At 73.0% G+C, this 23,352-nt stretch carries 18 protein-coding genes; 8 read left to right on the top strand and 10 right to left on the bottom strand.

Annotation, left to right across the window (positions count from 1 at the left end):
* Positions 1-38 precede the first annotated feature (38 nt).
* Positions 39-929, top strand: coding sequence for a DUF3558 family protein (locus tag ACZ4M5_RS31670; protein WP_467741966.1), 891 nt, complete (start codon positions 39-41; stop codon positions 927-929).
* 114 nt (positions 930-1,043) lie between these two features.
* On the top strand, positions 1,044-2,393 hold the full coding sequence (locus ACZ4M5_RS31675) for a DUF2637 domain-containing protein (protein WP_467741968.1): 1,350 nt from the start codon (positions 1,044-1,046) through the stop codon (positions 2,391-2,393).
* 69 nt (positions 2,394-2,462) lie between these two features.
* On the opposite strand, the gene lysS is transcribed toward ACZ4M5_RS31675, so the two are convergent.
* Positions 2,463-4,211, bottom strand: a complete 1,749-nt coding sequence (lysS, locus tag ACZ4M5_RS31680) for a lysine--tRNA ligase (protein ID WP_467741970.1) — start codon at positions 4,209-4,211, stop codon at positions 2,463-2,465.
* A 149-nt stretch (positions 4,212-4,360) separates the two neighbouring features.
* On the opposite strand from lysS, the gene argS reads away from it, so the two are divergent.
* Positions 4,361-6,118, top strand: coding sequence for an arginine--tRNA ligase (gene argS / locus ACZ4M5_RS31685; protein ID WP_467741972.1), 1,758 nt, complete (start codon positions 4,361-4,363; stop codon positions 6,116-6,118).
* A gap of 25 nt (positions 6,119-6,143) precedes the next feature.
* Here argS and ACZ4M5_RS31690 read toward each other — a convergent pair whose 3' ends face one another.
* The 3 genes from ACZ4M5_RS31690 to ACZ4M5_RS31700 form a co-directional block, all read right to left on the bottom strand.
* Positions 6,144-7,379 carry an aminotransferase-like domain-containing protein gene (locus ACZ4M5_RS31690; RefSeq protein WP_467741976.1) on the bottom strand — a complete coding sequence of 412 codons (1,236 nt, stop codon included), beginning with the start codon at positions 7,377-7,379 and terminating at the stop codon, positions 6,144-6,146.
* A gap of 102 nt (positions 7,380-7,481) precedes the next feature.
* Complete coding sequence (locus ACZ4M5_RS31695; RefSeq protein WP_467741980.1) at positions 7,482-8,384, bottom strand: SAM-dependent methyltransferase; 903 nt, start codon at positions 8,382-8,384, stop codon at positions 7,482-7,484.
* A gap of 93 nt (positions 8,385-8,477) precedes the next feature.
* The gene (locus tag ACZ4M5_RS31700; RefSeq protein WP_467741982.1) at positions 8,478-10,118 is read right to left on the bottom strand and encodes a helix-turn-helix domain-containing protein; all 1,641 of its coding nucleotides are present in this window, start codon (positions 10,116-10,118) and stop codon (positions 8,478-8,480) included.
* A gap of 226 nt (positions 10,119-10,344) precedes the next feature.
* On the opposite strand from ACZ4M5_RS31700, the gene ACZ4M5_RS31705 reads away from it, so the two are divergent.
* Positions 10,345-11,031 carry a DUF4232 domain-containing protein gene (locus tag ACZ4M5_RS31705; RefSeq protein WP_467741984.1) on the top strand — a complete coding sequence of 229 codons (687 nt, stop codon included), beginning with the start codon at positions 10,345-10,347 and terminating at the stop codon, positions 11,029-11,031.
* On the opposite strand, the gene hemB is transcribed toward ACZ4M5_RS31705, so the two are convergent.
* Positions 11,025-12,023 carry a porphobilinogen synthase gene (hemB, locus tag ACZ4M5_RS31710; protein ID WP_467741985.1) on the bottom strand — a complete coding sequence of 333 codons (999 nt, stop codon included), beginning with the start codon at positions 12,021-12,023 and terminating at the stop codon, positions 11,025-11,027. The genes ACZ4M5_RS31705 and hemB overlap by 7 nt on opposite strands.
* Before the next feature lie 295 nt (positions 12,024-12,318).
* Here hemB and ACZ4M5_RS31715 point away from each other — a divergent pair, with 295 nt between their 5' ends.
* A complete protein-coding gene (locus ACZ4M5_RS31715; RefSeq protein WP_467741986.1) occupies positions 12,319-13,707 on the top strand; it encodes an FAD-binding oxidoreductase in 1,389 nt (462 codons plus the stop codon).
* Positions 13,708-13,861: 154 nt separating this feature from the next.
* Here the strand turns inward: ACZ4M5_RS31715 and ACZ4M5_RS31720 are convergent, their stop codons facing one another.
* The 5 genes from ACZ4M5_RS31720 to ACZ4M5_RS31740 form a co-directional block, all read right to left on the bottom strand.
* A complete protein-coding gene (locus ACZ4M5_RS31720) occupies positions 13,862-15,568 on the bottom strand; it encodes a bifunctional uroporphyrinogen-III C-methyltransferase/uroporphyrinogen-III synthase (RefSeq protein ID WP_467741987.1) in 1,707 nt (568 codons plus the stop codon).
* Positions 15,565-16,560, bottom strand: coding sequence for a hydroxymethylbilane synthase (gene hemC, locus ACZ4M5_RS31725; protein WP_467741988.1), 996 nt, complete (start codon positions 16,558-16,560; stop codon positions 15,565-15,567). Before hemC ends, ACZ4M5_RS31720 begins: the two co-directional genes overlap by 4 nt.
* On the bottom strand, positions 16,557-18,251 hold the full coding sequence (locus ACZ4M5_RS31730) for a glutamyl-tRNA reductase (protein WP_467741989.1): 1,695 nt from the start codon (positions 18,249-18,251) through the stop codon (positions 16,557-16,559). The genes hemC and ACZ4M5_RS31730 overlap by 4 nt, the downstream gene beginning before the upstream one ends.
* Positions 18,248-19,012 carry a redox-sensing transcriptional repressor Rex gene (locus ACZ4M5_RS31735; RefSeq protein ID WP_369195832.1) on the bottom strand — a complete coding sequence of 255 codons (765 nt, stop codon included), beginning with the start codon at positions 19,010-19,012 and terminating at the stop codon, positions 18,248-18,250. Before ACZ4M5_RS31735 ends, ACZ4M5_RS31730 begins: the two co-directional genes overlap by 4 nt.
* Positions 19,013-19,324: 312 nt before the next feature.
* On the bottom strand, positions 19,325-19,603 hold the full coding sequence (locus tag ACZ4M5_RS31740; protein WP_467741991.1) for a glutaredoxin family protein: 279 nt from the start codon (positions 19,601-19,603) through the stop codon (positions 19,325-19,327).
* Positions 19,604-19,765: 162 nt separating this feature from the next.
* Between ACZ4M5_RS31740 and ACZ4M5_RS31745 the strand changes: the two genes are divergently transcribed.
* From ACZ4M5_RS31745 to ACZ4M5_RS31755, 3 genes are all read left to right on the top strand, one after another.
* Positions 19,766-20,683: an HAD family hydrolase gene (locus tag ACZ4M5_RS31745; RefSeq protein WP_467741993.1), complete on the top strand. Its 918-nt coding sequence runs from the start codon at positions 19,766-19,768 to the stop codon at positions 20,681-20,683.
* A 355-nt stretch (positions 20,684-21,038) separates the two neighbouring features.
* Positions 21,039-21,809 (top strand): ECF subfamily RNA polymerase sigma factor, BldN family, encoded by a 771-nt coding sequence (locus ACZ4M5_RS31750; protein ID WP_333936061.1) that lies wholly within the window; start codon positions 21,039-21,041, stop codon positions 21,807-21,809.
* A 236-nt stretch (positions 21,810-22,045) separates the two neighbouring features.
* A complete protein-coding gene (locus ACZ4M5_RS31755; protein WP_467741996.1) occupies positions 22,046-23,299 on the top strand; it encodes a DUF5667 domain-containing protein in 1,254 nt (417 codons plus the stop codon).
* The last annotated feature ends 53 nt before the right edge of the window (positions 23,300-23,352 follow it).

The following is a 23,352-nucleotide window of genomic DNA, read 5'->3' on the forward strand; positions in this document are numbered from 1 at the left end:
ATTCGGACCCGTTCCGACCGCAGGGAACCACGAGCGTCATGAGTGAAGGAACCATGCAGCGACGAGTACAGCGAGACCAGCGAGCGAAGCGTCTGAACCGCGTCCTTGCCGGCGCGGCCGCCGTCCCCGTGATGCTGGTCGCCGCCGGCTGCTCCTCGGACTCCGGCTCCGGCGACAGCGCGGACAAGGCCGCCGGGGCGGGGGCTTCGGCATCGGCGTCGGCGAGCCCGTCGCCGACCGTGCAGGCGGCGGCGTACAGCAGGCTTCCGGAGGCGTGCAAGGTGCTCTCCAAGAAGACGCTGGAGGACCTCGCCCCGAAGGCGAAGTCGGGCAAGGAGGGCAACTCGGACGACATTTCGACGCGTGCCTCCTGCTCCTGGGACAGCCTGGACAACAACGGCGTGAAGGGCTCGCAGTTCCGCTGGCTGAACGTGTCGATGCTGCGCTTCGAGTCGGACGCCGCCCGCGGCTCGGCCGACAAGCTGGCGCAGGAGTACTACGCGAAGCAGGTGCAGGACGCGCAGGCGGTCGAGGGCGCGAAGGCCACCGCGTCGGAGCCGGTGACCGGGACGGGTGACCAGGCGACGGCGGTGCACTACGACCTGAAGAAGAAGGAAGGCACCTTCAGGCAGCAGACGGTCGTCACGCGCGTGGAGAACGTCGTCGTCACCGTGGACTACAACGGGGCGGGTCTCGCCGGTGACAAGACCCCGAGCGGCAAGGACCTGCTGAAGGACGCGAAGAAGGCCGCCAAGGAGGCGGTGGCGGCGGTGTCCGAGGCGAACGGCGGTGGTGGCGGCAAGGCGAACGGCGCCCCCTCGAAGTCCCCGTCGAAGTCCCCCTCGAAGTCCGCGTCGAAGGGCCCGTCCGCGTCGCCCTCGAAGTCCCCGTCGAAGTCCGCGTCCAAGAAGCCCGTCGCGAAGAGCTGACGCAGACCCCTCAGGAACCGGCCACCCGTTCCCCGCACATGTGTGCCACCCTGTTGCGCGCAACAACACGCAAGGGGAGGGGTACGGGTGGCCGCGCCACTGCAGCTGACTCGGATGCACCGCGTTCTCATCGGTGTGGTCGTGACCGGCGCCGTGATCATCGCCGGCATCGGCTTCGCCGGTTCGTACGCGGCCGTCCGCGAGTTGGCCATCAAGAAGGGCTTCGGGGACTTCTCCTACGTCTTCCCCATCGGCATCGACGCGGGCATCTGCGTACTGCTGGCCCTGGATCTGCTGCTCACCTGGATCAGGATCCCGTTCCCGCTGCTGCGTCAGACGGCGTGGCTGCTGACGGCGGCGACGATCGCGTTCAACGGCGCCGCCGCGTGGCCGGATCCGCTCGGTGTGGGCATGCACGCGGTGATCCCGGTGCTGTTCGTGGTCGCGGTCGAGGCGGCCCGCCACGCGATCGGCCGGATCGCCGACATCACGGCCGACAAGCACATGGAGGGCGTGCGCCTGACGCGCTGGCTGCTGTCGCCCGTCCCCACGTTCCTGCTGTGGCGCCGGATGAAGCTGTGGGAGCTGCGGCGCTACGACCAGGTCATCAAGCTGGAGCAGGAACGGCTGGTCTACCAGGCGCGGTTGCGCTCGCGGTTCGGCCGCGCGTGGCGGCGCAAGGCCCCGGTGGAGTCGCTGATGCCGCTGCGGCTGGCGAAGTACGGGGTGCCCCTGGCGGAGACGGCCCCGGCGGGTCTCGCGGCGGCGGGCATCGAACCCGCGCTGATCCCCCCGCCGCCGCAGCAGCAGGCGCTGGACGCGCCCGACCCGGCGCCCACCCGCCGTGCGGTCGGCCCGGCTCCCGCGCCGCAGGGCGCCGCTCCCCTCCCGCAGGCGCCGGCCGCCGTCGAGCAGGGCGCGGAGCGGGGCGGACGGCGACCCGGGCCGGTGGACGGCCCTCCGGACGCCTACCCGGACCCCGGGCCCGGGCCGGAGCCCGACCAGAGCCCCTGGTTCCAGGCCCCGCGCGAGGTCGAGTACCAGGGCGGCTACAACCCCGCCTACGACCCGGCCGAGCAGTACGCCCAGTGGTACGCGGAGCAGCAGGAGGCCGAGCAGTACCAGGAGCAGTACGAGCGGGAGCCGTTCGAGCAGGACGGCTACGAGCGGGAGCCGGGCCCGGAGGAGACGGGCGGTTTCCCCATCCCGGTCGGCCCGAACCGCACCCGCGAGCTGGGCGAGGGCGGCGGCACCGCGCCCCAGCCGGCCGCCGAGCCGGACGAGGAGGCGTACTACAAGGTGTTCCGCCAGTCCATCGACGGCAGCTTCCCCACCCCGGCGGTGCTCGGCGAGAACATCCAGACGACCTACGGCGTCACGCTGAGCACCAGCACGCTCAAGGCCCTGTCGGACCGTTTCCAGCACCGCTACAACACGGAGCTGGAGGAGGACCACATCGCCTGACGGTCGTCCGTTGCGCACGGCAAGGGGCCCCCGGCGACTGCGCCGGGGGCCCCTTGCCGTGCGTGTCCGCTACTCGCCGAGCAGACGCCGCACCCGGTCCTGCCCCACCGCCAGCAGCAGCGTGGGCAGGCGCGGGCCGGTGTCGCGGCCGACCAGCAGGTGGTACAGCAGCGCGAAGAAGGACCGCTGGGCCGTCTTGATCTCCGGCGGCAGCTCCTTGGGCGTGGCGTCGGCGGAGAACCCGGCCTGGACCTTGGGCACGCCGTAGACGAGGTGCGTCAGCCCGTCGAGCGACCAGTGCTCGGCGAGTCCGTCGAGCAGCAGCCGCAGGGACTCCCGGGACGCCTCGTCGAGCGACTTCAGCAGCTCCGCGTCGGGCTCCTCGCGCACGATGGTGCGCTGGTCGGCCGGGACGTGCGTGTTGATCCACGCCTCGGCCTTGTCGTAGCGCGGGCGGGCCTCGTCCAGCGAGGCCAGTGGCTGCTCGGGGTCGAGCTCGCTGAGGATGCGCAGCGCCTGGTCCTCGTGCCCGGCGGTGATGTCCGCGACGGACGCCAGCGTCCGGTAGGGCAGCGGCCGGGGCGTGCGCGGCAGCTCACCGGCGGCCGTGCCCACGGCGCGCGCGTGCGCGGCCACGTCGGCCGGCAGGGCGCTGCCGTCGGCGACCTTGGCGTCCAGCCGGTCCCACTCGTCGTAGAGCCGCTGGATCTCCTGGTCGAAGGCGACCTTGAAGGACTGGTTGGGCCGGCGGCGGGCGTACAGCCAGCGCAGCAGCTGCGGCTCCATGATCCGCAGGGCGTCCGCCGGGGTGGGCACCCCGCCCTTGGACGACGACATCTTCGCCATGCCGGAGATGCCGACGAAGGCGTACATCGGGCCGATCGGCTGCTTGCCGCCGAAGATCCCGACGATCTGCCCGCCGACCTGGAACGACGACCCGGGTGAGGAGTGGTCGACACCGGAGGGCTCGAAGACGACCCCCTCGTAGGCCCAGCGCATCGGCCAGTCGACCTTCCAGACCAGCTTGCCGCGGTTGAACTCGCTGAGCCGGACCGTCTCCGAGAAGCCGCACGCGGTGCAGGCGTAGGTCAGCTCGGTGGAGTCGTCGTCGTAGGACGTGACGGTGGTGAGGTCCTTCTCGCAGTTGCCGCAGTACGGCTTGTACGGGAAGTAGCCGGCGGAGCCGGAGCTGCCGTCGTCCTCCGCGGCGGCGCCGGAGCCCTCGGCGGCCTCCAGCTCGGCCTCGTCGACCGGCTTCTGGCCCTGCTGCTTCTTGGCCGGGGCCTTCTTCGTGCGGTACTGGTCGAGGATGGCGTCGATGTCGCCGCGGTGCCTGATCGCGTGCAGGATCTGCTCGCGGTACACGCCGGAGGTGTACTGCTCGGTCTGGCTGATGCCGTCGAACTCCACGCCCAGCTCGGCCAGCGACTCGATCATCGCGGCCTTGAAGTGCTCGGCCCAGTTCGGGTACGACGACCCCTTGGGCGCGGGCACGGACGTCAGCGGCTTGCCGATGTGCTCGGCCCACTCCGCCTTGTCGACACCGGGAATGCCCTCGGGCACCTTGCGGTAGCGGTCGTAGTCGTCCCAGGAGATCAGGTGGCGCACCCGGTGGCCGCGGCGGCGGATCTCGTCCGCGACGAGGTGCGGGGTCATGACCTCGCGCAGGTTCCCCAGGTGGATGGGGCCGGACGGCGACAGCCCGGACGCGACGACGACGGGTTTGCCCGGGGCCCGGCGCTCCGACTCCTCGATGACCTCATCCGCGAAACGGGAGACCCAGTCGGTGGTCTCGGTGCTCTGAGCCACGATCGGCACGTCCTTCTTTCTGCATCGGGCAGCCGGTACGGTCGCACGGCTGACCGCCCCATTCTCCCAGACCACCTCGCGCCAGGAAAAACGGCTTTACCCCCGTGGGATACTGGCCGGGTCCATCGATTTCCCCTAGGAGAACGGCACCCGCGCCCATGGCCTCGGTCACGTCCCTCAGCGACTCCGTCCACCAGCGCCTCGCGGCGGCCCTGTCGGCGGCCCTGCCGCAGGCCGGTTCCGCGGACCCGCTGCTGCGACGAAGCGACCGGGCCGACTTCCAGGCCAACGGGATCCTGGCCCTGGCCAAGAGGGAGAAGGCCAACCCGCGCGAGCTGGCCACGCAGGTCGTCTCCCGGGTCGAGTCGGGTGAGCTGATCGCCGACGTCGAGGTCTCCGGGCCCGGCTTCCTGAACGTGACCCTCACCGACCGGGCGATCACCGGGAACCTCGCGGCGCGCTACGCGGACGGCGAGCGGCTCGGCGTGCCGCTGAAGGAGAACGCGGGCATCACGGTCGTCGACTACGCCCAGCCGAACGTGGCCAAGGAGATGCACGTCGGTCACCTGCGGTCGGCGGTCATCGGGGACGCCCTGCGCGGCATGCTCGACTTCACCGGCGAGAAGACGATCGGCCGGCACCACATCGGGGACTGGGGCACCCAGTTCGGCATGCTCATCCAGTACCTGTTCGAGCACCCCGGCGAGCTGGCCCCCGCGGCCGACGTCGACGGCGAGCAGGCGATGAGCAACCTGAACCGGGTGTACAAGGCGTCGCGTGCGCTCTTCGACGCGGACGAGGAGTTCAAGGAGCGGGCCCGCAAGCGGGTCGTCGCCCTGCAGTCCGGTGACAAGGAGACGCTCGAGCTGTGGCAGCAGTTCGTGGACGAGTCGAAGGTCTACTTCTACTCCGTCTTCGAGAAGCTCGACATGGAGATCCGCGACGAGGAGATCGTCGGCGAGTCCGCCTACAACGAGGGCATGCCCGAGACCGCCCGCCTCCTGGAGGAGATGGGTGTCGCGGTGCGCTCCGAGGGCGCGCTCGTGGTGTTCTTCGACGAGATCCGCGGCAAGGACGACCAGCCGGTCCCGCTGATCGTGCAGAAGGCGGACGGCGGCTTCGGCTACGCGGCCTCCGACCTGACGGCGATCCGCAACCGCGTCTTCGACCTGGACGCGACGACGCTGCTGTACGTCGTGGACGTACGCCAGTCGCTGCACTTCAGGATGGTCTTCGAGACGGCCCGCCGGGCCGGCTGGCTGGGCGAGCACGTCACCGCGCACAACATGGGCTACGGCACGGTGCTCGGCGCGGACGGCAAGCCGTTCAAGACGCGTGAGGGCGAGACCGTACGGCTGGAGGACCTGCTGGACGAGGCGGTGCAGCGGGCCGCCGAGGTCGTACGGGAGAAGGCGCAGGACCTCACCGAGGACGAGATCCAGGAGCGGGCCGCGCAGGTCGGCATCGGCGCCGTGAAGTACGCCGACCTGTCGACGTCGCCGAACCGGGACTACAAGTTCGACCTGGACCAGATGGTGTCGCTGAACGGCGACACGTCCGTCTACCTCCAGTACGCGTACGCCAGGATCCAGTCGATCCTGCGCAAGGCCGGCGAGACGAAGCCGGTCGCGCACCCGGAGCTCGAACTCGCCCCGGCGGAGCGGGCGCTCGGTCTGCACCTGGACACGTTCGGCGACACGGTCTTCGAAGCCGCGGCGGAGTACGCCCCGCACAAGCTGGCGGCGTACCTCTACCAGCTGGCGTCGCTCTACACGACGTTCTACGACAAGTGCCCGGTCCTCAAGGCCGAGACGGGCGAGCAGATCGAGAACCGCCTGTTCCTGTGCGACCTCACGGCCCGCACGCTGCACCGCGGCATGGCCCTGCTGGGCATCCGCACGCCCGAGCGGCTCTGAGCCCGTCCCGGTGTGAGGGACGTCGTCAGCCGGCGGAGCCGGCCGCCCCGGTGGGGCTGAACCCCCGCGCGAGCCGGCGCAGGCCCTCCTCGATCTCCTCCGGTGTCTGCGTCACGAAGCACAGCCGCAGGGTCGTCCGGTCGGGCGGCCCTGCGTGGAAGGGGGCGCCGGGGACGTACGCCACGTCGTGCCGCACCACCTGCGGCAGCAGGGCCGTCGTGTCGTGCGGCTCCGGCAGCCGCGCCCACAGGAACATGCCGCCCTCGGGCCGGTTCCACCGCGAGCCCTCGGGCAGCGCGTCGGGCAGCCCGGCGAGCATGGCGTCGCGGCGCTCGCGGTAGACCCCGGCGACGCGGGCGACATGGGCGTCGAGGTCCTGGTCGGCGAGGTAGCGGGCCGCGGCCAGCTGGTTGACGGTCGGGGTGTGCAGGTCGGCGGCCTGCTTGGCGACGGCGCAGGCCCGCCGCAGCCGTCCGGGCGCGCGCAGCCAGCCCAGCCGCAGCCCGGGGGCCATGACCTTGGAGAAGCTGCCGAGCAGCACGGTGCGGTCCTCGGCTCCGGGGTGCGCGGCGATCCACGGCACGCGCTCACCCTCGTAGCGCAGTTCGCCGTAGGGGTCGTCCTCCACGATCCACAGTCCGCGCCGGGCGGCGACGGCGGCGACGGCGGCCCGCCGCTCGGCGGGCAGGGTGCGGCCGGTGGGGTTCTGGAAGGTGGGCACGGTGTAGAGCAGCTTCGGCCGCTCGCGTGCGACGAGTTCGTCCAGTGCCGCCGGGTCGAGACCGTGCTCGTCGCCGGGCACGGCCACGACGCGCGCCCCGGCGAAGCCGAAGGCCTGGAGCGCGGCGAGGTAGCAGGGGTTCTCGACCAGGACGGTGTCGCCCGGTTCGACCAGCGCCGTGGCCAGGAGGGACAGGGCCTGCTGGGAGCCGGTGGTGACGAGCAGGTCGTCGGGACCGGTCGGCAGGCCCCGGGCGGCCGTGCGGGCGGCGAGCGCGTCGCGCAGCGCGGGCTCGCCCTCGGTCGTGGAGTACTGCAGGGCCTGTGCGGGCGTCCGGGCGAGCACGGCGCGGAACGCGGCGGCGATGCCCTCGGCGTCGAACAGCTCCGGCGCCGGCAGCCCTCCGGCGAAGTTGATCACCTCGGGGCGGGCGGTGACGGCGAGGATGTCCCGCACCGGCGAACCGCCGACGGCGCGGGCGCGCGCGGCGAGCGGCGGCACGGCGGAGCGGGCGGTGGGCCCCGGCTCGGCGATGGTCATGACACGGCTCCTTCGGCTGCGGCGACGCCTGCTGCCCGGCAGCCTAGGCAAGTGTGTGCCGCCTACAAGAAGTTTTCCGCGATACGGACGGCCGCCGTCGGCTCAGCCCTTCGCGCCGAGCGCCGCGTACACGTTGATGTCCGCGTCCGTGGCGTCGTCGATGCCGCGGTAGCGGACCTTCTCGATCTCGTCGAGCCCGGCGAGGAAGGACTCCCCGGGCTGCTCCGGCACGGGGGCGGCGCCGTCGGGCCGCCAGCGGTGCGCGGGGACGGTACCCGGCTCGGCGATCGCCAGCCCGTTGTCCGTGAAGAACCGTTCGACATCGGCCCGGGTCCGCAGCACGAACGTGAACCCCCGCTCGGTGTACGTCCGTTGCACCGCGCGGATGTTCTCCGGGTTGAGGTCCTCGGTCAGATGGCTGAGCACCAGCCGGCTGCCCGGGGGCAGTGCGTCCAGCAGCTCGCGCACCAGCGGGTACGCCTCCTCGTCGGCCACGAAGTGCAGCACCGCGACCAGGCACAGGGCGACGGGCCGGTCGAAGTCCAGGGTCCTGGCGGCCTGTTCGAGGATCCGGCCCGGGTCGCGCAGGTCGGCGTCGATGTAGTCCGTGCGCCCCTCGGGCCCGCTGGTGAGCAGCGCCCGCGCGTGGGCCAGCACGACCGGGTCGTTGTCGACGTACACGACCCGTGATTCGGGCGCGACGCGTTGCGCGATCTGGTGCACGTTCTGCGCGGTCGGCAGCCCGGTCCCGATGTCCAGGAACTGCCGGATGCCGTCCTGCTCCGCGAGCGCGGTCACCGCGCGGCGCAGGAAGTCGCGGTTGTGCCGTACGTCGAGGTAGCCGCGCGGATTCGCCGCCAGCGCGGCGGCGGCCGCTTCCCGGTCGGCCGGGTAGTGGTCCTTGCCGCCGAGGAACACGTCGTAGACCCGCGCGGGGTGCGCCTTGCTGCTGTCGATCCTCCTGCGCAGCGCGGCGGGATCCTGGCTGAGCGCCTCACCGGACATGGACGTCTCCCTGACGACGGGCGGCCGGTACAGCGACCGTTTCGGTGCTCAGCAACCTAACGGATCGGCCGGACCGGGCGTGCCCGTACGGCGTCACGACGGGTCGGTCGTCCCGGCCTTCACCCATTTCTCGCCACCGAGCGGGAACTCGTAGGCGGGGCGCCCGTGGTGACCGCTCGTGCGGAACGGCCGGCCCTTGTCGTCCACCCTGAGCGTGCCGCTCCGGCCGCCGCTGGACCAGGTCAGCTCCAGGTACCAGCTGACGTCGTAGGCGGAGGCGTCGGCCTCGATGTAGTACGCCTCCGGGTCCGACTGGCTCACCTTGAACGGGAAGTCGGCGTGACCGGCCTCGGGCACGAGGGCGGGCCGTGCGGCGTCCAGGGCCACCGTGAAGAACCGCTTGGGCATGCCGCCGCCGCAGCCGACGCCCGGGTAGCCCATCGCGTAGTCGTTCCAGGCCGGCGGCGTCCGCTTGCCGGCCGTGCGGACCTTGAGGTCCTCGACGACCACCGTCTCCTTCCCGGTCCCCTGCACGGTGATCTTCATGAACTGCTCCCCCGACGGCACCGCGCCCATCGCGGCCACCCAGCCGGGCGCGTCCTGCTCCAGCGGCGGCGGCACGACGCGCTCGGGGGGCAGGTCGACCAAGTACCGCTGGGAGCACGGGCTTTCCCAGGCGTGCGGCTGGGTACTCACGGTGAGCGGAGCCGGACCGGAGGCGGGCCCGGCCCCGTCGCGGCCGGGTGTGCCCGCCCCGGCCGGCGAGGACGCCGGGGGCCGCGCCGGGGCGGACTCCTCGTGCCGGTCGCTCTTCTCGCGCTTCGTGCCGCCCGGGAAGGGCCGGTCGGACGGTTCGGCCGTCGCCGTACCGCCACCGTCCACGCGGGGGCCGGAGCCGGCGGACGCGGCAGCGGCGTCGCGGTGCCCGCCCCGGTCCGGCCCGCCGCCCGGCAGGGCCACGGCCAGCCCGACGCCGCTCAGGGCGACGGCCGCGGCGACACCGGCGAGCACGACACGACGAGGCCGCCACCGCGTGCGCCTGCCGGGCGCGTCCTCCGCCGAAGGCGCCTGGGACCCGGCGCCCTCGGCGGGCTCCTCACCGACCGCACGCGCCGTCCCGGCCCCGGCCCGGGCGCCGGCACCCCCGGCCGCCAGGCCGTCACCACCGCCCACCGACGGGACGCCGGCGGATCCGCCGGACGCCGCAGGTACGGCGGGTGCGGGGGGTGCGGCAGGCCCGGCGGGCGCGGCGGACCCGGCGGACCCGGCGGACCCGGCGGACTCCGCGGGCGCGAACGGCCCGGCGTGCACGGTGGGTTCAGCGCGCGCGGCCGCCCCGGCCTCGGCAGGCCCCGCGGACCCGGCAGGCCCGGCAGGCCCGGCAGGCCCGGCGGCCCCGGCCAGTCCGGTGAACTCGGCAGGCGGGGCGGCCGGGTGGCGCTCGGGTCGCCCGGGCCGCGTGGACCCGGGGCCCGTCTTCCGGCCCCGGCCCGCGTCCGCGAGCACCCACCGCCGGTGCAGTTCGACGAGTTCCTCCGGTGACGCCTTGCACAGCCGCGCGAGCCGCTCCACGGGCGCGTAGTCCGCGGGCACGGCGTCGCCGTTGCAGTAGCGGTGGAGCGTCGACGTACTCATGTGCAGACGCTTGGCGAGCACCCCGTAGCTCAGCCCCGAACGGTCCTTCAACTCCCCCAGCAGCTCGGCGAATGCGGCCGCTCCCGTGTCCTGCGACACCGTTCCTCCCACCCCGTGTCCCGTGCACCCGTTCCAGGGGACGGTCGTTTCCCCTGGTCAGGTTCCCGTGCGCGTTCCAGCGTCCCTGATCGTCCGCCGGACGTGGCGGGCGGGACGGAGTACGGCACAAGCTCTGGTCATCCAAGCACGCCGCTCCCGGCCCGCCGGTCGAGCGAGCCGGCCGGGCCGTCCTCCGCACGGTCTTTGTCCGAAAGGAACCCCACACATGCGCACGTACCACGCTCTGCCCGCCGCCCTCCTGGCCGCCCTCGCCGTCACGGCGTGCGACAACGGAACGGGCACACAGGACGAGGGCGCGGCCCGTCCCGGCCCGGCGGCGACGGCCTCGGCCGCGGGCACCCCGAAGACCGGCGGAACCTCCCCCGGGAGCAACGGCAGCGAGACGGAAGCGGCCGGTGGGAAAGCCACCGGCAAGGCCACCGGAAAGACCACCGGAAAGGTCACCGGCGGCACGGGCACCCCCGCCCGCGTCTTCTGCCACGGCGGCAACACCACCGTCACCGCCCGGCCGGTCCCGCGCCCCCTCAACCACCTGCTCATCACGGTCGAGAACACCGGCTCAAAGCCCTGCGACCTCACCTACCACCCGGTGCTGCGCTTCGACGCGATGCAGTGGGCCCCGCGCCCGATCGCGGACTCCAAGCCGCAGGCCGTGACGACCCTGGCGCCCGGTGAGAAGGGCTACGCGGGCGTCTCGCTGTCGGCGGCCGACGGCAGCGGCGAAGCCGGCACGACCGGCCGCAAGCTGACGGTCGGCTTCCAGGGCCGCACGCCGAACAGCGACGGCGGCCCCACGGCGATCCCGGCCCTGCCGGCCCGGGGCGTGTACTACGACAGCACCCTGACGGTCACCTACTGGCTGCGCGACATGGACGACGCGCTGTCCTACTGATCCTTCAGCTTCTGGGCCACCTCGGTGGCCCAGTAGGTGAGGATGGTGCGCGCCCCGGCCCGGCGGATGCCGGTGAGGGTCTCCATGATCGCGCGGTCGCGGTCGATCCAGCCCTTCTCGGCGGCGGCCTCGATCATCGAGTACTCCCCGGAGATCTGGTACGCGGCGACGGGCACGTCCACGGCGTCGGCGACCCGGGCGAGGACGTCCAGGTAGGGGCCGGCCGGCTTGACCATCACCATGTCGGCGCCCTCCTCCAGGTCGAGAGCGAGCTCGCGCAGCGACTCCCGGAGGTTGGCCGGGTCCTGCTGGTAGGTCTTGCGGTCCCCCTGCAGCGACGAGCCGACGGCCTCGCGGAACGGCCCGTAGAACGCCGAGGCGTACTTGGCGGTGTAGGCGAGGATCGCGACGTCGTCCCGCCCGATCTGGTCGAGCGCGTCGCGGATGACCCCCACCTGCCCGTCCATCATCCCGCTGGGCCCGACGACATGGGCGCCGGCGTCGGCCTGCACCTGGGCCATCTCGGCGTAGCGCTCCAGGGTCGCGTCGTTGTCGACCCGGCCCTGTTCGTCGAGGACACCGCAGTGGCCGTGGTCGGTGGTCTCGTCGAGGCAGAGGTCGGACATGACGAGCAGGTCGTCCCCGACCTCGGCGCGCACGTCCCGCAGGGCGACCTGGAGGATGCCGTCCGGGTCGGTGCCGGGCGTGCCGAGCGGGTCCTTCTTCGACTCCTCCGGCACGCCGAACAGCATGATCCCGGAGATCCCCGCCGCGGCGGCCTCCGCGGCGGCCTTCTTCAGGGTGTCCCGGGTGTGCTGCACGACGCCCGGCATGGCCCCGATCGGCACGGGCTCCGTGACGCCCTCGCGCACGAAGGCCGGGAGGATGAGATCGGCGGGGTGCAGCCGGGTCTCGGCGACCATCCGACGCATCACGGGGTTGATCCGCAAACGCCGCGGCCGCGTACCGGGGAATGATCCGTACGTCGTCATGCCCTCTACGCTACGCCCGCCCCAAACGTCCCGATGCCGACGCGATGTCGGCGCCATCCCGGCGCGTTGCCGACGCGATCCCGGCCGCGATCCGGCCTGGCGCAGGCACCGTTGGAGCGCGGTCCGCCCGCCCGGCCGCACGCCTCCACTGCCCCGCGATGCGGGGCCCCGGGCGTGGGTCCATCCTGGAAGGACGGGCACGCCCGCGGTCCGGCCTGCCCCAGTCCGAGGACCCCGACGGCCCGCTCCCCCTCGCCGCCGCCGTCCCTCCGTAACCGCCCCCGCGGAGGACGCGATGACCGCCACTCACCCCACCCCCGATCTCTTCGCCCTCTCGGACGTCGACGGCCCGGTGCTGCGCCCCGGCGACCCGGCCTACGCCGACGAGGTCACCGGCTTCAACGTGTCCGCGCTGCACACCCCCGACGTGGTCGTCGGGGCCACCGGGGCGGACGACGTCGTCGCGGCCATGCGCTGGGCGCACGCGACCGGCACGCCGGTGGCCGTCCAGGCCACCGGCCACGGCGCCAACTTCCCCATCGAGCGCGGCCTGTTGATCACCACGTCCCGGATGACGGACGTACGGGTGGACCCCGCCACCCGTACCGCCCGGATCGACGCCGGGGCGAAGTGGAGCCATGTGATGGCGGCCGCCGCCCCGCACGGACTGGCGGGCCTGTGCGGCACCTCCACGGACGCGGGGGTCGTCGGCTACACCCTCGGCGGCGGCCTGCCGGTCCTCGGCCGCGCCTACGGCTACGGCGCCGACCTGGTCCGCTCCTTCGAGGTCGTCACCCCGGACGGCCGGCTGCGCGAGGCGGACGCCCGGCAGGAGCCGGAGCTGTTCTGGGCCCTGCGCGGCGGCAAGGGCAACGTCGGCGTCGTCACCTCGCTGGTGACCGAGCTGCTGCCGCTGTCCCACGTCTACGGCGGTGGCCTGTACTGCCAGGCTGAGCACACCGAGGCCCTGTTGCGCGCCTGGTCGGAGTGGACCCGTACCGTCCCGGACGAGATGTGCAGCATGTTCTCGGTGCTGCGGCTGCCTCCGATCCCCCAGCTCCCGCCGGAGCTGCGCGGCGGCTTCTGGGCCCGGGTGGCGTTCGCCTGGCCGGGCGACGCATCCGAGGGCGAGGCGCTGATCGCCCCGCTGCGGCAGGCCGCTCCGGTGGCGGTGGACATGGTCGCGGAGACGGCCTGCGCGGACATGGACCGCATCCACATGGAGCCGCAGGACCCGCTGCCGGCCCGCGAGTCGTGCACGCTGCTGCGGGACCTCACCCCGCAGGCCCTCGACACGTTCCTGGAACAGGTCGGCCCCGCGGCCGGCGCCGAGTACCCCCTGCTGGTGGCCTCGCTGCGGCACATGGGCGGCGCGCTGTCCCGCCCGGCCCCCGTCGAGGACGCCGTGTGCGCCCGTGACGCCCGGTACTTCCTGGAGGCGGTCGGGATCATGCCCGCCCCGCCCGTGGCCGAGGCCGTCGAACAGGCCACGCGCCGCCTGCACACCGCCATGGCCCCCTACGGCACCGGCCGCACCATGGTCAACATCCACGGCACGCCCGGCGACGCCGAGGACGTCGCCCGCGCCTGGACCCCGGAGGTCTACGCCCGCCTGCGCCACGACAAGGCCACCTACGACCCGGACAACCTGCTCCGCTACGGCCACGCGGTGACGCCCGCGTAGCCGCGGCCACCACGACCGGCCGGGTCCCGGACCGCCGCCGCCACGCACCGAGCCGCCGGCCCGGCCCACGAGAGGCCGGGCGGGGCTCAGTGCCCGCCCGGCCTCTCATCGGTCCGTCCGCCTCCGGCCCGGGGCCAAAGGCGCGCCTGCGGCCTCAGGTCGTCGACCGCCTCCGCCGCGCCCCCGGCCGCCGCTCGCTCGGCCGGGTGACCGGATCCCCGGCCTCCAGAGCCGCCGCGCGGCGCTTCGCGCCGAAGTCGGCCAGCGCCTCGGCCAGCTTGTGCACGGACGGCTCGGGAGCCATCACGTCCACCCGCAGCCCGTGCTCCTCGGCGGTCTTGGCCGTGGCCGGGCCGATACAGGCGATCACGGTGACGTTGTGCGGCTTGCCCGCGATGCCGACCAGGTTCCGCACGGTCGACGACGAGGTGAACAGCACGGCGTCGAAACCGCCGCCCTTGATCGCCTCGCGGGTCTCCGCCGGCGGCGGCGAGGCCCGCACGGTCCGGTAGGCCGTGACGTCGTCGACCTCCCAGCCCAGCTCGATCAGCCCGGCGACCAGCGTCTCCGTGGCGATGTCCGCCCGCGGCAGGAACACCCGGTCGATCGGATCGAAGACGGGGTCGTAGGGCGGCCAGTCCTCCAGCAGACCGGCGGCCGACTGCTCCCCGCTCGGCACCAGGTCGGGCTTCACGCCGAAGGCGATCAGCGCCTTCGCGGTCTGCTCGCCCACGGCCGCGACCTTGATGCCCGCGAAGGCACGCGCGTCGAGCCCGTACTCCTCGAACTTCTCCCGCACGGCCTTGACCGCGTTCACCGAGGTGAAGGCGATCCACTCGTAGCGGCCCGTCACCAGGCCCTTGACCGCGCGCTCCATCTGCTGGGGCGTGCGCGGCGGCTCGACGGCGATCGTCGGCACCTCGTGCGGCACGGCCCCGTACGACCGCAGCTGGTCGGAGAGCGACGCCGCCTGCTCCTTCGTGCGCGGTACGAGCACCTTCCAGCCGAAGAGCGGCTTGGACTCGAACCACGCGAGCTGGTCGCGCTGGGCGGCGGAGGAACGCTCCCCGACCACGGCTATCACCGGCCGGCCGCCCTCGGGCGAGGGCAGCACCTTGAGCTGCTTCAGCGTCTGGGCGATCGTGCCGAGCGTGGCGGTCCAGGTGCGCTGCCGGGTGGTGGTACCGGCGACGGTGACCGTCATCGGGGTGTCCGGCTTGCGCCCGGCGGAGACCAGCTCCCCGGCCGCGGCGGCGACGGAGTCCAGCGTCGTGGAGACGACGACCGTGCCGTCCGACGCCCCGACCTCCGTCCAGCACCGGTCCGAGGCCGTGCGCGCGTCGACGAACCGCACGTCGGCGCCCTGCGCGTCCCGCAGCGGCACACCGGCGTAGGCGGGCACACCGACGGCGCTCGCAATGCCCGGCACCACCTCGAACGGCACGCCGGCGGCGGCGCACGCCAGCATCTCCTCGGCGGCATAGGTGTCCAGGCCGGGATCGCCGGACACCGCACGCACGACCCGCCTGCCGCCGCGCGCGGCCTCCATGACAAGATGTGCGGCATCCCGCACCGCGGGGGCGGCGACAGCGGTTGACGTGCCGTCAACCACCGTCAGCTGGGGCGCTCCTGTGCCCGGCGCCGGATCCCGTGAGGGATCGGCGTCCGTGTGCACCTCGGAGACCCCCTGCCTGGCGTGCTGACGTACGACGTCGAGCACCTCGTGCTCGGCGACGAGGACGTCCGCGTGCGCCAGCGCCTCCACGGCGCGCAGAGTCAGCAGTCCCGGATCTCCGGGTCCGGCACCCAGGAAGGTGACGTGCCCGTGTTCAGGACCGGCGGAAAGGGTGGTGGGGCTCAATGTGCTCGCTCCCCCATCAGACCGGCCGCGCCCTGGGCGAGCATCTCGGACGCGAGTGTGCGTCCGAGCGTCATGGCACCCTCGTGCGTGTCGGGCACGGGACCGGTGGTGGACAACTGCACCATGCGCGTGCCGTCGGTGGTGCCGACGACGCCACGCAGGCGCATTTCCTTGAAAATCTGCCGGTCGGCCTGGGAGTCCCCGCGCTCCAGCGGAGCGGAGAGCGGGGGCAGGTCGGCCAACGCGCCCACGGGGGCGCTGCAGCCGGCCTCCAGGGCGGCGAGCAGTGACCGCTCGGCCGTCACGGCGACCCGGGTGAAGGGGTCGTCGAGCTCGGCGAGCGCGGCGACGAGGTCCGCGTCGGCCGCGGCGCACTCGATCGCCAGGGCCCCCTGGCCGGGGGCGGGCAAAACCGTGTCGACCGACAGGAAGTCGGTCACCTCGTCAGCGCGGCCGATCCGGTTCAGTCCGGCGGCGGCCAGGACGACGGCGTCGAGCTCGCCGCTGCGCACGAACCCGATGCGGGTGTCGACGTTGCCGCGGATGGAGACCGTCGCTATGTCCAGCCCGTGGCTGCGCGCGTACGCGTTGAGCTGCGCCATCCGGCGCGGCGAACCCGTACCGATGCGCGCCCCGGCGGGCAGGTCGGTGAGCTTGAGCGCGTCCCGGGCGACGATCACGTCCCGCGGGTCCTCGCGCTCGGGCACGGCGGCCACGACGAGGTCGTCGGGCTGCGTGGTCGGCAGGTCCTTCAGCGAGTGCACCGCGAAGTCGACCTCGCCCGCGAGCAGCGCGTCGCGCAGCGCGTTGACGAACACGCCGGTGCCGCCGATCTGCGCGAGCGCCTCCCGGGAGATGTCGCCGTACGTGGTGATCTCGACGAGCTCCACGGGCCGCCCGGTCACCCGGCTCACGGCCTCGGCCACCTGCCCGGACTGGGCCATGGCGAGCCTGCTCCGCCGAGTACCGAGCCTCAGCGCCTTGTCTTTCATGCCGGGCCTCGGTCTCTCTGGGTGGTGCTTTCCCCGGCCCGGGAGACGGCGGCCACCGTCTCGGGGTCGAGGTCGAACAGGGTGCGCAGCGCGTCCGCGTACCCGGCGCCGCCGGGTTCGGCCGCGAGCTGCTTGACCCGTACGGTCGGCGCGTGCAGCAGCTTGTCCACCACGCGCCGCACGGTCTGGGTGATCTCCGCCCGGTGCTTGTCGTCGAGGCCGGGCAGCCGCCCGTCCAGCCGGGCGATCTCGCTGGCCACGACGTCCGCGGCCATGGTGCGCAGGGCGACCACGGTCGGCGTGATGTGCGCGGCCCGCAGCGCCGCCCCGAAGGCCGCCACCTCGTCGGAGACGATACGCCTGACCTGGTCCACATCGGCAGCCATCGGAGCGTCCGCGGAGGCCTCCGCGAGCGACTCGATGTCCACCAGGCGCACCCCGGCCAGCCGGTGCACGGCGGCGTCGACGTCGCGCGGCATGGCGAGGTCCAGCAGGAACAGCACGGGCTCGGGCCGCGGGGTCTGCTCGACCGGCTCGGGCCGGCGCCGCTCGGGGATCCGGCCGACGGTGGCGGCGGTCGCGGCGAGCGCCCCGATCAGCTCGGCGTCGGCCTCCGGGCTGCGGCGGGCCGCGTCCCGCCGGTCGACGGTGCCACCGGCGACCCACGCCGCGTGCTGCTCCAGCGTGGCGGCGTCCATGCCGGCCACCGCGGCCTCGCCCATGACGGAGAAGCCGGGCTGCACGGCGGCCAGGTCGAGCGGGCAGTTGTCGTCGTTGCCGGCGGCCGGCACAACGGCGGGCGTCGGCCTGGGCCGCGTCGCGTCCGCGATCTCGGCGGCGGGCCGGCCCGTACGGCCCTCGACGGCGGAGGCGATCGACTCGGCGGTCAGGACCAGGCCGGTCGCGCCGGTGCACGAGACGGCGACGTCGGCACGTGTCAGCTCGGCCGGCACCGACTCCATCGGTACCGCGCGGGCCAGCACGTCCGTGTCGTCGCCCTCGCCGAGGATCTGTGCGAGGCGCTCGGCGCGGTCGAGGGTGCGGTTGGCGACCACGATCTCGGTGACCCCGGCCCGCGCCAGGGTGGCCGCGGCCAGCGAGGACATCGACCCGGCGCCGATGACCAGGGCCTTCTTGCCCCGGGCCCAGGTCTGCACGTCGCCGCCGGCGGCCAGTTGCTCCAGGCCGAAGGTGACCAGGGACTGGCCGGCGCGGTCGATGCCGGTCTCGGAGTGTGCGCGCTTGCCCACCCGCAGGGCCTGCTGGAACAGGTCGTTCAGCAGGCGGCCCGCGGAGTGCACGTCCTGCGCCCGGGCCAGGGAGTCCTTGATCTGGCCGAGGATCTGCCCCTCGCCGACGACCATCGAGTCCAGCCCGCAGGCCACCGAGAAGAGGTGGTGGACGGCCCGGTCCTCGTAGTGCACATAGAGATAAGGAGTGAGCTCCTCCAGGCCGACCCCGCTGTGCTGGGCGAGCAGCGTGGACAGCTCGGCGACACCGGCGTGGAACTTGTCCACGTCGGCGTAGAGCTCGATGCGGTTGCAGGTGGCGAGCACCGCGGCCTCGGTGGCCGGTTCGGCGGCGACCGTGTCCTGCAACAGCTTGACCTGCGCGTCCGCGTTCAGCGAGGCCCGTTCCAGGACGCTGACCGGGGCGCTGCGGTGGCTGAGTCCGACGACGAGGAGGCTCATGCCGGCATCACGGCGGGCATGTCCCCGTCGGGCCCCTGGTCGGCGGAGTCGCTGCGGGCGGCGGCGGGCGGCAGGGCGCCGTCGGTGTTCGCGGCCTCCTCGCCGGCCTTGCGCTGCTCGTGGAAGGCGAGGATCTGCAGCTCGATGGAGAGGTCGACCTTGCGCACGTCGACGCCCTCGGGCACGGACAGCACGGTCGGTGCGAAGTTCAGGATGGAGGTGACCCCGGCGGCCACGAGCCGGTCGCAGACGGCCTGGGCGGCGCCGGCGGGGGTGGCGATGACACCGATGGACACGCCGTTGTCCTGGATGATCTTCTCCAGGTCGTCGGAGTGCTGCACGGGGATGCCGGCGACGGGCTTGCCCGCCATGGCCGGGTCGGCGTCGATCAGCGCGGCGACGCGGAACCCGCGGGAGGCGAAGCCGCCGTAGTTGGCGAGGGCGGCGCCGAGGTTTCCGATACCGACGATCACGACCGGCCAGTCCTGGGTGAGCCCCAGTTCGCGGGAGATCTGGTACACGAGATACTCGACGTCGTAGCCGACGCCCCGGGTCCCGTAGGAGCCGAGGTAGGAGAAGTCCTTGCGCAGCTTCGCGGAGTTGACCCCCGCGGCGGCCGCGAGCTCCTCGGAGGAGACCGTGGGCACCGAGCGCTCCGACAGCGCGGTCAGAGCGCGGAGGTACAGCGGAAGGCGGGCGACGGTGGCCTCGGGAATCCCTCGGCTGCGGGTCGCCGGTCGGTGAGTTCGGCCAGTTGCCACGGTGCTCCTGCGGGTAGAGCGGGGCTGTAGGCGGTCATACGTCCCTACATGACCGCCCCGTCGAAAGCAGGCTATGTCTTTGTGAACGCGTGCACAAAGATGGTGTCCGATTTGCCCGCCCAACGTGACCGGGCTCACGCGCCCCCGGCGCACGCCCGGGGAACCGGCGCACAGCCACCACCGTTCCTTCGCTTCTGGGGGCAAAACCGCACACTTCCCTCTGTGAATCCCGCCCCCGAGACCAAGCCACCATCGATCCTAAGCGACTCACGGACCTCTTTGTACTGATCAGTCAGTCACCTCGCTGCGGCCTCAGCCGGTCAGCGCCTTGCGCAGGCGGCCCTCGTTCACGCGCCAGAACGTGTGCTGCCGGCCGTCCACCAGCACCACCGGGATCTGCTCCCAGTACCGGTCGTGCAGTTCGCGGTCCTCGGTGATGTCCTTCTGCTCCCAGGGGACGCCCAGATCGCCGCACACCTTCTCCACCACGACCTGTGCGTCATCACACAGATGACAGCCGGGCTTGCGGATGAGCGTGACGAGCCGGTCCCCGGGGGTTCTGCGACGCAACAGTGGACTCATGCCGGCCATTGTCCCGCGCCCGCACGGAAGGGGAAGCCGTACGGAACGCCAGGGGACACGCCGGGCGGCGCGACGAGGTCCGGCACCGATCGACGCCGCCCTCGCCCAGAGTTCACGGGCTCCCAACCTCTCGGCTCCGGAACCTTCGCGCGGAATGGCTATGCTCACGCCATGGCCGCTCTCGGATGGCTCACCCCCCGTAGGCGCTCCGCCACGGCGCGGAGCGTGTTGGCAGGCGAGGCCTCGGCGGAGGCAGCGCGCAAGTCCACGCAGGAAGCCGCCGCCACCACCGCCGAACCGCAGTTCCCCGTGCACGGCGACGACCGGGCCGCCGCCTTCTTCGACCTGGACAACACCGTCATGCAGGGCGCCGCCCTCTTCCACTTCGGGCGGGGCCTGTACAAGCGGAAGTTCTTCGAGACGCGCGAACTCGCCCGCTTCGCCTGGCAGCAGGCCTGGTTCCGGCTGGCCGGGGTCGAGGACCCCGAGCACATGCAGGAGGCGCGCGAGTCGGCGCTGTCCATCGTCCAGGGCCACCGCGTCGCCGAACTCCAGTCGATCGGCGAGGAGATCTACGACGAGTACATGGCCGAGCGCATCTGGCCCGGCACCCGCGCCCTCGCCCAGGCCCACCTGGACGCGGGCCAGAAGGTGTGGCTGGTGACGGCCGCCCCCGTGGAGATCGCCCAGGTGATCGCCCGCCGCCTCGGCCTGACCGGCGCCCTCGGCACGGTCGCCGAGTCCGTCGACGGCGTCTACACCGGCAAGCTCGTCGGCGAACCGCTGCACGGACCCGCCAAGGCCGAGGCGGTCCGCGCCCTGGCCGCCGCGGAGGGCCTGGACCTCGGCCGCTGCGCCGCCTACAGCGACTCGCACAACGACATCCCGATGCTCTCGCTGGTCGGTCACCCCTACGCCATCAACCCGGACGCCAAGCTGCGCAAGCACGCCCGCCAGCTGGACTGGCGCCTGCGCGACTACCGCACCGGCCGCAAGGCCGCCAAGGTCGGCATCCCGGCCGCGGCGGGCGTCGGCGCGGTGGCCGGCGGCACGGCGGCCGCGATCGCCCTGCACCGCCGCCGTCGTTGACGACCCCCGGGTGATCAAACCGGGACACCGATGTCTGGGGCCTGACAATCCGCGTAAATCCAACTGGCGTACCCCCACAACCGCGTGTCCAGTCCTCTTGGCTGCACACGGCCACAACACGCCCTGGACCCAGTCGCGATCCGAAGCGTTGCGATCAACAGCCAGTCACGATCTGACACTTGATGCGCCGTCAATCGGTTACGGAAGCGACGTAATCGATGATTTGAGCAACTCGGTGTAGCAGTGCCTGCACGAAGCGTTATTCTCCTCAGACGCAATCCGGTACCCCTCCGTCGCTACGACGGGTGAAAGGTCCCGCACTGCACGTGATGGAAGCTCTGCCTCTGGGAGTCCCGTGTACCCACACGTCGGGGTTGACGCCTCGGGCCTGGCTACGCTGCGCGCAACGGTCCTCGACCTGTTGCGCGGCTTCGTCCCCACCGCGTACGCCGTCCCCGCATTCGCCACCGCCGCGCCGCTCGGCCCGTGCTACGCACTGGCCGAGGGCAGCGCCGCGGTCGGCAGACGAGGCCGCCCGTCCGGGGCGGCCACCGCCCGCCGCCCGGCGGCGGACAGCGACAGCGCCCGGATGATGGACCTCGTGGAGCGCGCCCAGGCCGGCGAGGCCGACGCCTTCGGCCGCCTCTACGACCAGTACAGCGACACCGTCTACCGGTACATCTACTACCGGGTCGGCGGGAAGGCGACCGCCGAGGACCTCACCAGTGAGACCTTCCTGCGCGCGCTGCGCCGCATCGGCACCTTCACCTGGCAGGGCCGCGACTTCGGCGCCTGGCTCGTGACGATCGCCCGCAACCTGGTCGCGGACCACTTCAAGTCCAGCCGCTTCCGCCTCGAGGTCACCACCGGCGAGATGCTCGACGCCAACGAGGTCGAGCGCTCCCCCGAGGACTCCGTCCTGGAGTCCCTGTCGAACGCCGCCCTGCTCGACGCCGTGCGGCGGCTCAACCCCCAGCAGCAGGAGTGCGTGACGCTGCGTTTCCTCCAGGGCCTGTCCGTCGCCGAGACGGCCCGGGTCATGGGCAAGAACGAGGGCGCCATCAAGACCCTCCAGTACCGGGCCGTGCGCACCCTCGCCCGGCTCCTCCCGGAAGACGCCCGCTGACGGCCGGGCACGCTCGGCGACATTCAACTCACTTTTCGTGACAGTGCGTTGACTTGGGCATCCGATCATCCGGGATCCGTAACCCAAGTGCCGCGCCGCTCGTTGTGCGGGATGCAGGCTCCCTGTGGTCACCCCCTGGCCGACACCGATCACCCGTTCGTGTGGTCGTGCCCGGGGTGTGCAACCCTCAGGACCCCCTGGGGAGTCGACCGTGATGACGAGAGGAGGTGCCGCCAGTGATCGCGAACGTATCGGCGCACCGGCGGGCGAACGCCTTCGCCCAGGCCCTGGAGGAGCAGTCCGAGCCGGGCACGGCGGCCGAGCAGTCCGAAGGCCCGGCACCGGCACCGGCGGCCGGGGAACCGGCCGAGGGGTCACGCCTGCTGGCGCTGGCCTCCGGTCTCGGCGCGCTGCCCAAGCCGGAGCTCGACCCGGAGGTCAAGGTCGTTCAGCGGGCCCAGCTGGTGGCCGCGTTCGAGGCCATGCTCCAGGAGGGCACCGCGGGCGCCGGGGCGACGGACCGTGCGGTCCCCGGACAGCGCTCCACCCGGGCCCGCGGCGCCCATCGCGCCAGTTCGCTGAAGAAGTTCCGGCCGCGTTCCCGCCTCGCCAAGGGCCTCACCGCCGGCGGACTGAGCGTCGGCGTGGCCGCGAGCGCCCTCGGCGGGGTCTCCGCCGCCAGCTCCGACGCCCTGCCCGGTGACTCGCTCTACGGCCTCAAGCGCGGCATCGAGGACGTCAAGCTCGGCCTCGCCGACGGGGCGGACGAGCGCGGCCGGGTCTACCTGGACCACGCCTCCACGCGCCTGAGCGAAGCCCGCCGTCTGCTGGAGCGGGGCCGCAGCGGCCCCCTGGACCACGAGTCCCTGGGCGAGATCCGCCGCGCCCTGTCCGGCATGCGGCACGACGCGTCCGAGGGCCACCGGCTGCTGAGCGAGGCCTACCAGCGCGACCCGGACTCCCTCGGGCCCATCCAGGCCCTGTCCGCGTTCTCCAGCTCCCACCGCAAGGCCTGGGGCGAACTGCGCGAGAGACTCCCCGTCCAGCTCGGGGACGTCGGCGAGCAGGTGACGTCGGTGTTCGACGCCATAGACGAGGACGTGGCCCCGCTGCGCTCCCTGCTCCCCGAGCCCCCCGCCAGGGGCGGGAGCGGAGCCCGCGAGCGGCAGGGCGCCTCCGAGTCCGCGCCCGCAGGCCCCTCCGGCACGGACGACCGCTCGACGCGCCCCGGCGACAGCGGCGGCCGGCACAGCGACAAGGGCAGCACCGGCAGCGGCAGCCCCAGCCGCTCGGCCGGTTCCGGCAAGGACGACGACGGCCTGCTCGGCGGCAACACCGGCGGCCTCCTCGACCCGCCGAAGGACAGCGAGGCCAGCAGTACCCCGTCCGCGGACGGCGCCACTCCCGCCCCCGAGCCGGATGTGACGCTCCCGCCGCTGCTGCCGGGCCTGCTGCCCGGCCTGGGCATCGACAGCGAGGACGCCGACTAGCCGGCGGTACGACAGTGGGGGCGCCCCTTCGGCAAGGGGCGCCCCCATCGTCG

This window comes from Streptomyces sp. NPDC026246 (assembly GCF_055567995.1).